12 protein-coding genes and 1 tRNA gene are annotated in these 13121 nt (G+C 60.1%); 4 read left to right on the top strand and 9 right to left on the bottom strand.

Annotation, left to right across the window (positions count from 1 at the left end):
• Positions 1 to 46: 46 nt before the first annotated feature.
• From hisF to PSH76_RS01740, 6 genes are all read right to left on the bottom strand, one after another.
• Positions 47 to 817 (bottom strand): imidazole glycerol phosphate synthase subunit HisF, encoded by a 771-nt coding sequence (gene hisF, locus PSH76_RS01765; protein ID WP_003187786.1) that lies wholly within the window; start codon positions 815 to 817, stop codon positions 47 to 49.
• 9 nt (positions 818 to 826) lie between these two features.
• Complete coding sequence (gene hisA / locus PSH76_RS01760) at positions 827 to 1564, bottom strand: 1-(5-phosphoribosyl)-5-[(5-phosphoribosylamino)methylideneamino]imidazole-4-carboxamide isomerase (protein WP_032894030.1); 738 nt, start codon at positions 1562 to 1564, stop codon at positions 827 to 829.
• Between the two features lie 39 nt (positions 1565 to 1603).
• Complete coding sequence (locus PSH76_RS01755) at positions 1604 to 1861, bottom strand: DUF2164 domain-containing protein (protein WP_014716514.1); 258 nt, start codon at positions 1859 to 1861, stop codon at positions 1604 to 1606.
• Complete coding sequence (gene hisH, locus PSH76_RS01750; protein ID WP_003187782.1) at positions 1862 to 2500, bottom strand: imidazole glycerol phosphate synthase subunit HisH; 639 nt, start codon at positions 2498 to 2500, stop codon at positions 1862 to 1864.
• Positions 2500 to 3096, bottom strand: a complete 597-nt coding sequence (gene hisB / locus PSH76_RS01745) for an imidazoleglycerol-phosphate dehydratase HisB (protein ID WP_003187781.1) — start codon at positions 3094 to 3096, stop codon at positions 2500 to 2502. The genes hisH and hisB overlap by 1 nt, the downstream gene beginning before the upstream one ends.
• A 341-nt stretch (positions 3097 to 3437) precedes the next feature.
• Positions 3438 to 5099, bottom strand: a complete 1662-nt coding sequence (locus tag PSH76_RS01740; RefSeq protein WP_003187780.1) for an OFA family MFS transporter — start codon at positions 5097 to 5099, stop codon at positions 3438 to 3440.
• A 326-nt stretch (positions 5100 to 5425) separates the two neighbouring features.
• On the opposite strand from PSH76_RS01740, the gene PSH76_RS01735 reads away from it, so the two are divergent.
• From PSH76_RS01735 to PSH76_RS01720, 4 genes are all read left to right on the top strand, one after another.
• Entirely contained in the window at positions 5426 to 7642 is a 2217-nt protein-coding gene (locus PSH76_RS01735; RefSeq protein WP_305493513.1) for an AsmA family protein, read from the top strand.
• Positions 7639 to 8706 (top strand): A/G-specific adenine glycosylase, encoded by a 1068-nt coding sequence (gene mutY / locus PSH76_RS01730; protein ID WP_032894035.1) that lies wholly within the window; start codon positions 7639 to 7641, stop codon positions 8704 to 8706. The genes PSH76_RS01735 and mutY overlap by 4 nt, the downstream gene beginning before the upstream one ends.
• A complete protein-coding gene (locus tag PSH76_RS01725) occupies positions 8703 to 8975 on the top strand; it encodes an oxidative damage protection protein (protein ID WP_032894036.1) in 273 nt (90 codons plus the stop codon). Before mutY ends, PSH76_RS01725 begins: the two co-directional genes overlap by 4 nt.
• A 103-nt stretch (positions 8976 to 9078) precedes the next feature.
• A tRNA-Phe gene (locus PSH76_RS01720) sits at positions 9079 to 9154 on the top strand.
• Positions 9155 to 9283: 129 nt separating this feature from the next.
• Here the strand turns inward: PSH76_RS01720 and PSH76_RS01715 are convergent.
• From PSH76_RS01715 to PSH76_RS01705, 3 genes are read right to left on the bottom strand one after another with little or no spacing between them, the layout of a single operon-like run.
• Positions 9284 to 11011 carry an FAD/NAD(P)-binding protein gene (locus PSH76_RS01715; RefSeq protein WP_305493512.1) on the bottom strand — a complete coding sequence of 576 codons (1728 nt, stop codon included), beginning with the start codon at positions 11009 to 11011 and terminating at the stop codon, positions 9284 to 9286.
• A 56-nt stretch (positions 11012 to 11067) separates the two neighbouring features.
• On the bottom strand, positions 11068 to 12726 hold the full coding sequence (locus PSH76_RS01710; RefSeq protein WP_262381691.1) for an acyl CoA:acetate/3-ketoacid CoA transferase: 1659 nt from the start codon (positions 12724 to 12726) through the stop codon (positions 11068 to 11070).
• Positions 12726 to 13109, bottom strand: coding sequence for a cupin domain-containing protein (locus tag PSH76_RS01705; RefSeq protein ID WP_032894038.1), 384 nt, complete (start codon positions 13107 to 13109; stop codon positions 12726 to 12728). Before PSH76_RS01705 ends, PSH76_RS01710 begins: the two co-directional genes overlap by 1 nt.
• Positions 13110 to 13121 lie beyond the last annotated feature (12 nt).

Genomic DNA, 13121 nt, shown 5'->3' with positions numbered 1-13121 from the left:
GCAAGCGCAGAGAGTGCCGCGCGCCTGCCATGGTGTCCAGCAGCGTTTAGCGCACGACGATACCGCGTGCGGCCATGTAGGCCTTGGCCTCGGGTACTGTGTATTCGCCAAAGTGGAAAATACTCGCCGCCAGCACCGCGCTGGCGTGGCCTTCAAGCACGCCATCGGCCAAGTGCTGCAGGTTGCCCACCCCACCCGATGCGATCACCGGAATGCCGAGGGCATCGCTGATGGCGCGGGTGACGCCCAGGTCGAAGCCGTTTTTCATGCCGTCCTGGTCCATGCTGGTCAGCAGGATCTCACCGGCGCCAAGGCCTTCCATCTTCATCGCCCACTCCACCGCGTCCAGCCCGGTAGGCTTGCGCCCGCCGTGGGTGAAGATCTCCCAGCGCGGGGTTTCGCCCGGGCCGGACACCTTCTTGGCGTCGATAGCCACCACGATGCATTGCGAGCCGAAGTGCTGCGCGGCTTCGCCGACAAACTCGGGGTTGAACACCGCGGCGGTGTTGATCGAGACCTTGTCGGCACCGGCGTTGAGCAGGTTGCGGATGTCTTGCACGGTGCGCACGCCGCCGCCCACGGTCAGCGGGATAAACACCTGGCTGGCCATGCGCTCGACGGTATGCAGCGTGGTGTCGCGGCCATCGACGCTGGCGGTGATGTCGAGAAAGGTAATCTCGTCGGCACCTTGCTCATCGTAGCGACGGGCAATTTCCACCGGGTCGCCGGCGTCACGGATGTTCTCGAACTTGACGCCCTTGACCACGCGACCGTTGTCGACGTCCAGGCAAGGGATGATGCGTTTGGCCAGCGCCATGGTCAGTCCTCAGCCGTTGTAGGCATCGCAGTAAGCCTGGGCTTCGGCGACGTCCAAGGTACCTTCGTAAATCGCACGGCCAGTGATGGCACCAATAATGCCGGGGGCCTTGGCGTCCAGCAGCGACTTGATGTCACCCAGGTTGTGAATGCCGCCGGAAGCGATCACCGGAATCTTCGTGGCCGCTGCCAGGGCTGCGGTGAAGGGTACGTTGCAGCCCTGCATCATGCCGTCTTTGGCGATGTCGGTATAAACGATGGCAGACACGCCGTCGGCTTCGAACTGCTTGGCCAGGTCGATCACCTGCACGGTGCTGATTTCAGCCCAGCCGTCGGTAGCGACGAAACCATCTTTGGCATCCAGGCCTACGATCACTTTGCCCGGGAAAGCGCGGCAGGCTTCGGCGACGAAGGCTGGGTCTTTCACGGCCTTGGTGCCGATGATCACGTAGCTCACGCCCGCCTTGACGTAGTGCTCGATGGTTTCCAGGGAACGGATACCGCCGCCGATCTGGATCGGCAGGGTGGGGTAGCGCTTGGCGATGGCGGTGACCACCTCGCCATTGACCGGCTGGCCTTCGAAGGCGCCGTTCAAGTCCACCAGATGCAAACGACGGCAGCCCCCTTCTACCCATTTGGCAGCCATGCTCACCGGGTCATCGGAGAACACGGTGGAATCTTCCATGCGGCCTTGGCGCAGGCGGACACAAGCGCCGTCCTTGAGATCGATAGCGGGGATAATCAGCATCTGGCAAACCTTATTCGATATTCAGCAATGCTTGGGAAATCAAGGTTTCTCAAGCGACCACAAGTCGCTTTCGATGCTTTCGAACCTTTCCTTAAGGAGCGTCTGCGTGTCGAAAACCGCCCTGTTGTAATAATGCGGCGCCACTTCGGTGGTGAACAGCTCAAGAATCTCGGCGACCTCGAACGAGCCCAACTTGAGCTCGAAGCGGTCCTCCATGAAACGTTTGATCTTGTCGGTGGCCGCACGCTCCTGCTCGGGCGTGAGGTTCAAGATCGGCGGCTTTGGTTTCTTGGCCATTTACCAGCGACCATCCCACGCGGCGAAGTTCTGCAGCAATTGCAGGCCATGGGTATGGCTCTTCTCCGGGTGAAACTGCACGGCAAAACGCGAACCATCGGCCAGCGCGGCGGCAAAATCGACGCCGTAATGCCCGCCACCCACCACCTGGCGCGGGTTACCGGCGGCGATGTAGTAGCTGTGCACGAAGTAGAAACGCGCCATGTCCGGGATGTCGTGCCACAGCGGGTGGTCGACGGTGCGGCGCACTTCGTTCCAGCCCATGTGCGGAACTTTGAGGTGCTCGCCTTCTTCATGCAGGTCTTTGCCGAAGAACTTCACCTGGCCCGGAAACAGGCCGATGCAGTCGACACCGCCGTTCTCTTCACTGCTGTCGAGCAAGGCTTGCATGCCCACGCAGATGCCGAGGAACGGGCGGTCCTGGCTGACCTCGCGCACCAGGCTGTCAAAGCCCAGGCGGCGGATCTCGGCCATGCAATCGCGAATCGCGCCAACCCCGGGGAACACCACGCGGTCGGCTTCGCGAATCACGTTGGCATCGCTGGTGATCAGCACCTTGCCGGCGCCTACATGCTCAAGGGCCTTGGCCACCGAGTGCAGGTTACCCATGCCGTAATCGATAACCGCGACCGTCTGCATTACAGGACGCCCTTGGTCGACGGCATTTGCCCGCCCATGCGCTCATCGACTTCCACAGCCATGCGCAGTGCGCGGCCGAAAGCCTTGAACACGGTTTCGATCTGGTGGTGGGTGTTGGTGCCGCGCAGGTTGTCGATGTGCAGGCTGACCAGTGCGTGGTTGACAAAGCCCTGGAAGAATTCCTGGAACAGGTCGACGTCAAAGCCACGGCCCACGTTAGCGCGGGTGTACGGCACGTGCATCTGCAAACCCGGGCGACCGGAGAAGTCGATGACCACACGGGACAGCGCTTCGTCCAGCGGGACATAGGCATGGCCGTAGCGACGGATGCCTTTTTTGTCGCCGATGGCCTTGGCAAACGCCTGGCCGAGGGTGATGCCCACGTCTTCCACCATGTGGTGGTCGTCGATGTGCAGGTCGCCTTTGCCGACGATATCCAGGTCGATCAGCCCGTGACGGGCGATCTGGTCCAGCATGTGCTCAAGAAAAGGTACACCGATATCGAATCGGGCCTTTCCGGTGCCATCCAGGTTGATCGAGGCTTTGATCTGGGTTTCCAGAGTGTCGCGCTCGACAGATGCCTTACGTTCGGCCATCACCAGCTCCGCAAAATCATTGGGCGAAAAAGGCAGCCATTATAGGGGCGCGGGCGCTAAACAGAAACAACGAAGGGGATAAGACTGATGGAGTGTCGGGGATAGACATGTGCATACATGTGAAGCACAGCCCCTGAAAACCTGGGAAACCAATATGGGAGGGGGCTTGCCCCAATGCCAGTCACCTAAGACTCTGTAGGAGCGAGCTTGCTCGCGAAAAACTCACAGGCGCCGCGTTCATTCAGAAACCGCGCTTTGTCGTTGACGTTTTTCGCGAGCAAGCTCGCTCCTACAGAGGGTAATGCATTGGGGCAAGCCCCCTCCCACAAGGGTTTGCAGTGTTAGTGGAACAGTACTGCGGTCTTCTGCAGGGTCACCCACACACCCCAAGCCAACGGAATACCCACTACCAGCCACGCGGCAATCGCCAGCGGCTTGCTGGCGGCGGAGGCCTTCCACTCCAGCACGGTGCTCGCATCGGCACCTTTGTCATGGCCCAGCGCCTGTTCGGCGGCAAGTTCGGCATCGGTCATGAAGTACTTGTCGGCCACCGGGCGCACCAGCAGGTTGCAGATGAAGCCCAGCACCAGCAAGCCGGCGAGGATGTACAAGGTGATGTCGTAGGCCGCGGCGCGTTCAACGCCTATGCTCAACTGGTATTCACGCAGGTAGTTCACCAGCACCGGGCCCAACACGCCCGCAGCGGCCCAGGCGGTCAACAGGCGACCGTGGATCGCGCCAACCATCTGGGTACCGAACAGGTCGGCCAGGTAGGCCGGAACTGTGGCAAAACCACCGCCGTACATCGACAGGATGATGCAGAACGCCGCCACGAACAGCGCCACGTTACCCAGGTGCCCCAGGTTCGGGATCAGCGCATACAGGGCAAAGCCCAGGGCAAAGAACACGAAGTAGGTGTTTTTACGCCCCAGGTAGTCAGAGAACGACGCCCAGAAGAACCGGCCACCGATGTTGAACAAGCTCAACAGTCCGGTAAAGCCAGCGGCGATGGCCGCAATGGATGCCAACTGGCCCGCATCCAATTGACCAAATGGCACATCGACACCCAGCAGCTTGCCGCCGAACACTTCCTGCAGCAGTGGCGAAGCCATGCCGAGGATGCCGATACCGGCCGACACGTTCAGGCACAGCACCAGCCATACCAGGCGGAACTGCGGGGTTTTCCACGCAACATTCACATGCACATGGCGGTGAGTGATCATCGCATTGCTGGCTTTCTTCGCTGGCGCGGTCCAGCCCTCAGGCTTCCAGCCGGTTGGCGGAACGCGATACAGCAGTGCACCACCGATCATGAACACGAAGTAAATCGCCGCCATCACCACAAAGCTCTGCCATACACCGACGCTGGTCGGCGAAGAGAAATGGCCCATCAGTGCTGCGGCCAAAGGTGCACCCACCATCGCGCCGCCGCCAAAGCCCATGATCGCCATGCCGGTGGCCATGCCACGCTTGTCCGGGAACCACTTGATCAAGGTCGAAACGGGCGAGATATAGCCCAGGCCCAGGCCAATACCGCCAATGACCCCGGAGCCGATCCACATCAGCCAGATCTGGTGGGTATAGATACCCAAAGCCGAGATCAGCAGGCCACCACACCAGCACAGCGCGGAGACTACACCGGCCTTACGCGGCCCGGCGTGTTCCAGCCAGCCACCCCAGATCGCTGCGGAGCAGCCCAGGAAGATGAAGAACAGGGTGTAGATCCAGCCCAGCATGGAGATGGGCCAGTCGCATTGGGACGAGAAGACTTGAGCGATAAAGCCCATGTCCGGTGCGCAAGCCACTGGCGCGGTGATGCCCAGCGCCTTGGACAACGGCAGCCAGAACACCGAGAAACCATAGGCCATGCCGATGCACAGGTGGATGGCCAGGGCGGCCGGTGGAACCAGCCAGCGGTTGAAGCCCGGCTTGGCGATGATGCGCTCCTTGGACAGGAACGCAGGCTGTGCGGCGTCAGTGCCGGCCACAGTGCTAGTGCTCATTTGGTGTTTCCCCCAGTTATTGGTATGCGTCCGTCAGGCGCTCTCTCCCTCGGCCTTGCACGCAAAGCGTGGCCGTTTTGTTGAGTGGAACTTCCCTTTAGGCGCGACCTTAAGTCGCAGAAGGCGGACGAACGTGCAGAGATTAGCACCAGTGGATGTGAGAAAAATCAGATTGCCACTACCTTTTTGGATTATCTGTATTTTTCTGACGTCAAAATCCTATTTCCGCGCCCATGGATACAATGTAACGATCCGTGAACTGACGCGGGCCGTCGAGCGTTATACTCTGCGGCTAAATTTTGAAATCGACATACAAGGACTCGCCCATGAAAGCGTTCGGCAAAATCCTGGGTCTGGTACTTCTCGGGCTGTTGCTGATCATTGTGGCGCTCGGCTTTGCCCTGACCCACCTTTTCGATCCCAACGACTACAAAGAAGAAATTCGCCAGATAGCCCGCGACAAGGCCCACATCGAGCTGACGCTCAATGGCGATATCGGCTGGAGCCTGTTCCCCTGGCTGGGCCTGGAACTGCACGAGGCCAGCGTCGCGACCCTGACCGCACCCACCCAACCTTTCGCCGACTTGCAGATGCTCGGCCTGTCGGTACGCGTACTGCCACTGCTGCGCCGCGAAGTGCAGATGAGCGATGTGCGTGTCGAAGGCCTGAACCTGCGCCTGAACCGCGACAAGCAAGGCCACGGTAACTGGGAAGACATCGGCAAGAACCTGCCCGACGAAACCACAGGTACCCCCGCTCCCGCGCCGGTCGAGGCCGTGGCGGAAACCAAGCCGGAAAAGCCACCGCAGCCGATCCGCCTGGACATCGACAGCCTGACCATCAACAACGCCCGCGTCGAATACACCGATGAACAGACCGGCAAGCAGCTAAGTGCCGAAAGCATCCAGTTGAGTGCCGGTGCCATCCACGAAGGCGCCAGCATCCCGCTGAAACTCACGGCGTTCCTGGGCAGCAACCAGCCGCTGATGCGGGTCAAGACTGAGCTGAACGGCAACTTGCGCATCCAGCGCGCGCTCAAGCGTTACCAGTTCGAAGACATGCGCTTTAGCGGCGAGGCCACTGGTGAGCCGTTGCAAGGCAAGACGGTGAGCTTCTCCACCCAGGGCCAACTGCTGGTGGACCTGGCGGCCAACGTCGCCGAATGGACCAACCTGAAACTGGCGGCCAACCAACTGCGCGCCTTGGGCGAACTGAAGGCCAATGACCTGGACAAGACCCCGCAGATCAGCGGCGCCCTGTCGGTCGCCCAGTTTGACCTGGCCAAGTTTCTGGAGAGCGTCGGTCATCCGCTGCCGGCCATGGCCCCCGGTAGCCTGAGCAAGGTCGAGCTGGTGAGCCGCCTCAAGGGCACGCCCACCAGCGTCGCCCTGGAAGACCTGAACCTGAAGCTCGATGGCAGCACCTTCACCGGCCGCATCGCCGTGGACGATTTCGCCAAGCAGTCCCTGCGTGTGCAGCTCAAGGGCGATACCTTCAATGCCGACAATTACCTGCCGGCCAAATCCGAAGCTGCCAAAGGTGCAACCGCCGCACGCCAGGCCGAAGTACAGAGCAGCGAAGCCGGCGCCATGGCCGCAGGCGGCAACACGCCATTGCCGGAGGCGCCGACCAAAGGCGCCTGGAGCAACGACAAACTGCTGCCGCTGACGCGCCTGCGCAGCCTGGACGTGAATGCAGACCTGGCCTTTGGCGAGCTGACCCTGAGCCAACTGCCCATTCAGAACGCGGTGCTCAAAGCTTCCGGCATCGACGGGCAACTCAAGCTCGACACGCTCAGCGGCGGTCTCTACAACGGCACGTTCCAGGCCAACGGCACACTTGACGTACGCCAGGACACACCCGTGCTGGCCCTGCAAAGCCACATCAAGCAGGTGCCTGTTGAGCGCATCCTGCAGGCCCAAGGGAAAACCCCGCCGGTCAAAGGCCAGCTCACCCTCGACAGCAACCTCAGCGGCCGCGGCAACAGCCAGAAAGCCCTGATCGAGAGCCTCAACGGTACCGCCAGCCTCGTGATCAACAACGGCGTGTTGCTCAATGCCAACATCGAGCAACAACTGTGTACCGGCATCGCCCTGCTCAACCGCAAAACCCTGAGCACCACGCCAGGCGGCAAGGACACGCCCTTCCAGGAGCTGCGCGGCAACCTCACGTTCCGTAACGGCGTGGCCAGCAACCCCGACCTGAAAGTGCGTATCCCGGGCCTCACGCTCAACGGCAACGGTGATGTGGATTTGCGCGTGCTGGGCATGGACTACCGCGTGGGCATCATCGTCGAAGGCGACAAGCGCGACGTGCCGGACCCGGCCTGCCAGGTCGGCGCCAACTTCCAGGGCATTGAGGTGCCGCTGCGCTGCCGTGGCCCGCTTGAGCTGGGCGCCAAGGCCTGCCGCCTGGACAAGGACGGCCTGGGCCAGGTCGCTCTCAAGGCGGCCGGCAATCGCCTCAACGAGAAGCTGGAAGAAAAACTCGACAAGGTTAACCCCAAGCTCAAAGACGCATTGAAAGGCCTGTTCAACCGATGAGAAACGAGCAGTTTTCACAAGCGGTACTGGACTGGTACGACCGCCATGGCCGCCACGACCTGCCTTGGCAACAGGGCATCACCCCTTACCGGGTGTGGGTGTCGGAGATCATGCTGCAACAGACCCAGGTCAGCACCGTGCTCAACTACTTCGACCGCTTCATGGCGTCCTTGCCGACGGTCGAAGCCCTGGCCGCCGCACCGGAAGATGAAGTGCTGCACCTGTGGACGGGCCTGGGCTACTACACCCGGGCGCGCAACCTGCAAAAGACCGCGAAGATCGTGGTGGCCGAATACGGCGGCGAATTCCCCCGCGACGTGGAAAAGCTCACCGAGCTGCCGGGCATCGGCCTGTCCACCGCTGGCGCGATTGCCAGCCTGAGCATGGGCCTGCGCGCACCGATCCTCGACGGCAACGTCAAACGCGTGCTGGCGCGCTTTACCGCACAAGAGGGCTACCCGGGCGAGCCCAAGGTGGCCAAGCAGCTGTGGGCCACCGCAGAGCGCTTTACGCCCCATACCCGCGTCAACGCCTACACCCAGGCCATGATGGACATGGGCGCCACGCTCTGCACCCGCAGCAAACCCAGTTGCCTGCTTTGCCCGCTGGAAAAAGCCTGCGAAGCCCACATGCTCGGCCTGGAAACCCGCTACCCGATCCCCAAGCCGCGCAAGACCATCCCACAAAAGCGCACGCTGATGCCGATGCTGGCCAACGCCGAGGGCGCCATCCTGCTTTACCGTCGCCCGTCCACGGGCCTGTGGGGCGGCTTGTGGAGCTTGCCGGAGCTGGACGACCTGCAAGACCTGGATCACCTCGCCAACCAGCACGCGCTGGCGCTGGGCAAGCATCAGGAACTGCCCGGGCTGGTCCACACCTTCAGCCATTTTCAGTTGGCCATCGAACCCTGGCTGGTCCAGGTCGAGGAAACCGCCCATCACGTGGCCGAGGCCGACTGGCTCTGGTATAACCTCGCCACCCCGCCGCGCCTGGGCCTTGCCGCCCCGGTGAAAAAACTGCTGAAGCGCGCGGCCGACGTATTGAACGCAGGAGTTTCGTCATGACCCGCACCGTTATGTGCCGCAAGTACAAAGAAGAACTGCCAGCCCTGGAACGCCCTCCTTACCCAGGTGCCAAGGGCCAGGACATCTACGACCACGTCTCAGCCAAAGCCTGGGGCGACTGGCAAAAACACCAGACCCTGCTCATCAACGAAAAACGCCTGAACATGATGAACGCCGAAGACCGCAAATACCTGCAGGGCGAAATGGACAAGTTCTTTTCCGGCGAGGAATACGCCCAGGCCGAAGGCTACGTCCCACCTGCTCAATAATTGATCAAAAACCGGGGTCTGCACGTAAGCGACGGTAATAATTAAATATTTATTGAAAACTTGCTTGACGACCCCCTGAAAAACCCGTTTAATGCGCCCCGTTGCCCAGATAGCTCAGTCGGTAGAGCAGGGGATTGAAAATCCCCGTGTCGGCGGTTCGATTCCGTCTCTGGGCACCAAAATACCGAGAAACCCCAAGGAACAATGTTCCTTGGGGTTTTTTATTCCCTGCGATTTAACCGGCTTCAGGCCCCGCAGCCCAAATGATCTGCGCGGGCTTGATTTAAATGGCCAGGCTCAAAGCGCCCTCAGACCAACTGCGTCGTCGGCGACGCCAGTTCCCCTCGCACGGGTGCCCCAAGCACGTTTGCGTTCCCCTGAGCAGCCTTCAGGCCGTAGCGTCTATTCTGCCGGGTGCTCGCCGAAGCAGAAGCCGTACGACCTCTTCGAGTGACAGAGCGACGACGAGGCGCTCGCGCCGAAGGCAACGCCGCGTGAGAGATGCTGCCTGACAATACGCTGAGCGCATCTTCAACCTGACGCCGCGCCAACCTGACGTTGACGTCCATCGCATTCGTCCAGAAATACGTGCCAGCGGCCAGGCTGCCAAGTACCGAGACATGAGGCCAGGCCTCACCAGCTGCACCCACCAACCTTCCTGTCTCGAAGTCCAACTCAAAGCCGCCGAACTCATTGGGCCTGGCCAACTTGCGCCGGAGCAGATTCACCACGAGCGGCACGTCAGACTGTTCCACCTGAACGGAGTAACCGGTGGCGTTGATAACATACTCACTCTCGACGACGGTACGAAATGCACTGCGACGGTCGTCAATGCGCGTCTCAAAGACCTTTGAAGCCTGGTTGTAAGTGACTTGCCTGACGCCGCCGAGCACCAGTATTCGGTCAGCCTTCAGCAACGCCTGCAACTTATGGGCATTTTTGACCGGCACCGAGACGCGGTAAGAAGACCAGAGACTGCCGAATGTCGTCTGGAATACCTGCTTGTCGTCGCGAGACAGGCGATGCCAGACATAATCGATAATGGAGTTGGTCGAGTAAATGACCGACTGCCACAGACGCTCGGCATTGTCTGCCTGCATGATCTCGGACGTTATGTAGTCCAGCACACCAGCGCCCGAATTCATGATGTGCTTCAAGTCCAGGGCGTCACCGGTAACCTCCTCGATCTCACGTAGCAACATCGTAAAGACGTCATGCAGCTTGAGCTGGCCCCCATTTGCATCACAGAAGTTATCGATGTGGGCCCGGGTCAGATGAGTCAGTGTATGAGGCCGATTAAAGGTACCGCGCACACTGGGCAGACGGCCGGTGCGCGATGCCATGACAATTTTCCCCTGGTGCCCGGCTTCTGTCAGTGAGAGCACAGTGTCAATGGCCGACAGCCCGGTCCCTAGCACACACACCGAAGCGTTGGCCGGTATGTTGCGCACCATGTCCCGGGTTGGGTATGGCGTGCGCACGAAGCCAGCCACGTCATTGAGCTGAGTAAACCGCGTCGATGGCAGGTTTCCCATGCTGAGGACAACCCGATCCGCCACGTAGGCCACGCCGCTCTCGGTATCAATGCAAGGGCGCTGGTCAGACAGTGAGATCAAGTCTGTGACGGTTGAGGTCACTGCAGTGACCTTAATGCCATGGGCGCGGGCCACGGCCATCGTCTGCTCATACAGATGTGCCAGGTATCTGCCGAACAGGCTGCGCGGCAGGAAGGCGTGATCGTCGATGACTGTTTGTGGAAAATCTACCGCCTGATCTGCGCCATGCTGTTCCAGCCAGCGAATGAAATGTCGCTTGTCGCCTGCTACCGCAGACATGGCGTCGGCTCGCGTGTTGAGCAAGTTGCACTCGAAGTCGGCCTGGTACGCATAACCCGGCCCAGGTGTTTTCTGTGACTCAAAGATCAGCACATCCAAATGATGACTCAGCCCCTGACGAACAGCTTCATCAATGAGTTGCGTAAAATATGCAACGCCGACAGAACCACCGCCCACTATGGCAATTGTTATTTTTTTCATGGTGTTTTCCAAAACGCGTAGTGCGAAGAATGAAGAGCCATCAATGAAATGATGAGTTAGTCACGCGAACGCCAGTACTTGTCCGTGACAGAGAGCGGCTGATGGAGAAAAATCGACGCGGGCATCAACTCCACGTGGTCAGCCACGATGATATCGGCCGTACTGCGAGCGAGAATATCGCGCTCGATGTCGATACCCGGCGCAACTTCCTTGAGTATCAAGCGGCCGTCTTTCAATACGAGCACAGCCCGTTCAGTGATGAACAGAATCGGGCAGTTGCGTGATTGCGCATGGGCGGCATTGAAGCTCATGTGCTCAACGGCTTGAATAAACTTGGTGATATCCCCTTCACGCTCAATGATTAATTGTCCGGCTTCAAACCCCAGTTCCAAACCACCGGCCGTGAAGGTTCCGCAAAACACCACGCGCTTGGCGCTCTGCGAAATGTTGATAAAGCCACCGACACCGTTGAGCCGCCCGCCGAATCGACTGATGTTGACGTTGCCACCGCTGTCGGCCTGACCAAACCCGAGGAAGGCCAGATCGATTCCGCCGCCATCATAGAAGTCGAACTGGCTGGCTTGATCGAGAATCGCTTGAGGGTTGCTCGAAGCGCCGAATGACAGCCCCCGCGCAGGCGTCCCGCCGATAACCCCTGACTCGACAGTAAGCACATGGGCGGAGCAGCGCTCCTCGCTCGCGACCCTTGCAATGTACTCCGGGGTGCCAATACCCAGGTTAACGATCGGCGCGTTGTACCGGGCTATTTCATACAAGGCTCGGCGCGCGACGATTTTTTTGGCGCACAGCGGTAACGGCGTGACGGCGGTATCAGAGCGTGAACGCCCGGTATAGGTGTTGTTTCTGACCTCACCGTAGGTTTGCCAATGCGTGTCTGGCGTGGATAAAACCAGATAATCCACAAAGATCCCCGGAATACGGATGGTCTGAGGATCAAGCGAGTTACGGTCGACCAATTCCATCACTTGCACGATGACGATACCGCCGCAATTGTGAACGGCCTGCGCCTGGGCGAGGCTGTCCTGAAAGTTGGCTTCGTCCTCCATGCTGATATTGCCGTCGACATCTGCTCGGCTTCCGCGCAAAAAGGCGACATTGATGGGCATCGACGGATAGAAAAGTTCTTCACGCCCCCCAACGTTTACTACTGAGATCAGCTCTTCAGTCGTAGCCGGGCCGACTTTGCCCCCCTCCTGCCTGGGGTCGATGAAGGTGTGCAAACCGATCCCTGAGAGCACCCCACTTTTGCCCCCGGCGATTGAGCGGAACAAGTGGCTTATGACGCCCTGAGGCCAGTTGTGCGCTTGGATTTCACCACGCAGTGCCATCTGGCCTATCGACGGGGCAAGGGCCCAGTAGCCTCCGATCACCTTTTTCAGCAGGCCTTTGACAGCCAGTTGATTAAGCCCACGGCTGGCCTTGTCACCCTGACCGGCCGCAAAAACCAGGGTCAGGTCTGATGGCTGTGCGGTAGCGGCAAAGCGCGCCGCCAGCGCTTCGGTGAGCAAGTCAGGGTGCCCGCAACTGCCGAACCCCCCAGTGGTAATCGTGCAGTTATCGGGTACCAGGGCGGCCGCCTGGCTGGCGGTGATGACGCGCTTTGGCTCCATTACGTAATCACTGCCGAACGAGGCCGCTGCGAGCGCAGCTCCCGGGGCCGCCTGGACGTTGAAGCCGCTATTGAGGGCGCCCATCATGCCTGCGCCTGCGCCAGGGAAACGGTCTGCACGGGCTTTTCCCACACCACCAGGAAGGTGCAGCCCTCATCGCTCCACAGCGCATGCTCACTGTCAGGCGGGCAGACTTCAAGCGTGCCTGCTGGGTGTGCACCGGCATCGTTATGCAGCACGCCATCGAGCACGAAAATCAGTTCGTAGCCAGGATGAAGGTGGCGTTGGGTACGGGCACCCGGCTGATAACGTACTAGGGCCGCTGATGGGCCATCCACTTCCGGGCCTTGGTACAAATGCACGATGTCGGTCTTGGTTCGGCCATTGGCGGTATAAGGCACCCACGGCAAGGCTTCTTTGCTGCGTACTGCGTTGAGTACATCTTTAAGGATTTGTCCGGTATGCATGATACTTCCTTG

Source organism: Pseudomonas sp. FP215 (assembly GCF_030687795.1).
In the GTDB taxonomy this organism is placed as follows: Bacteria; Pseudomonadota; Gammaproteobacteria; order Pseudomonadales; family Pseudomonadaceae; genus Aquipseudomonas; species Aquipseudomonas salmasensis.
This window is presented reverse-complemented; position numbering and strand designations above follow the sequence as displayed.

Excerpts from the sequence above, each read along its gene's own strand:
- mutY (WP_032894035.1), top strand. The coding sequence starts at position 7,639 with ATGAGAAACGAGCAGTTTTCACAAGCGGTACTGGACTGGTACGACCGC.
- PSH76_RS01755 (WP_014716514.1), bottom strand. The coding sequence starts at position 1,861 with ATGGCCAAGAAACCAAAGCCGCCGATCTTGAACCTCACGCCCGAGCAG.
- PSH76_RS01715 (WP_305493512.1), bottom strand. The coding sequence starts at position 11,011 with ATGAAAAAAATAACAATTGCCATAGTGGGCGGTGGTTCTGTCGGCGTT.
- hisB (WP_003187781.1), bottom strand. The coding sequence starts at position 3,096 with ATGGCCGAACGTAAGGCATCTGTCGAGCGCGACACTCTGGAAACCCAG.
- PSH76_RS01710 (WP_262381691.1), bottom strand. The coding sequence starts at position 12,726 with ATGGGCGCCCTCAATAGCGGCTTCAACGTCCAGGCGGCCCCGGGAGCT.
- PSH76_RS01705 (WP_032894038.1), bottom strand. The coding sequence starts at position 13,109 with ATGCATACCGGACAAATCCTTAAAGATGTACTCAACGCAGTACGCAGC.
- hisH (WP_003187782.1), bottom strand. The coding sequence starts at position 2,500 with ATGCAGACGGTCGCGGTTATCGATTACGGCATGGGTAACCTGCACTCG.
- hisF (WP_003187786.1), bottom strand. The coding sequence starts at position 817 with ATGGCGCTGGCCAAACGCATCATCCCTTGCCTGGACGTCGACAACGGT.
- PSH76_RS01735 (WP_305493513.1), top strand. The coding sequence starts at position 5,426 with ATGAAAGCGTTCGGCAAAATCCTGGGTCTGGTACTTCTCGGGCTGTTG.
- PSH76_RS01740 (WP_003187780.1), bottom strand. The coding sequence starts at position 5,099 with ATGAGCACTAGCACTGTGGCCGGCACTGACGCCGCACAGCCTGCGTTC.
- PSH76_RS01725 (WP_032894036.1), top strand. The coding sequence starts at position 8,703 with ATGACCCGCACCGTTATGTGCCGCAAGTACAAAGAAGAACTGCCAGCC.
- hisA (WP_032894030.1), bottom strand. The coding sequence starts at position 1,564 with ATGCTGATTATCCCCGCTATCGATCTCAAGGACGGCGCTTGTGTCCGC.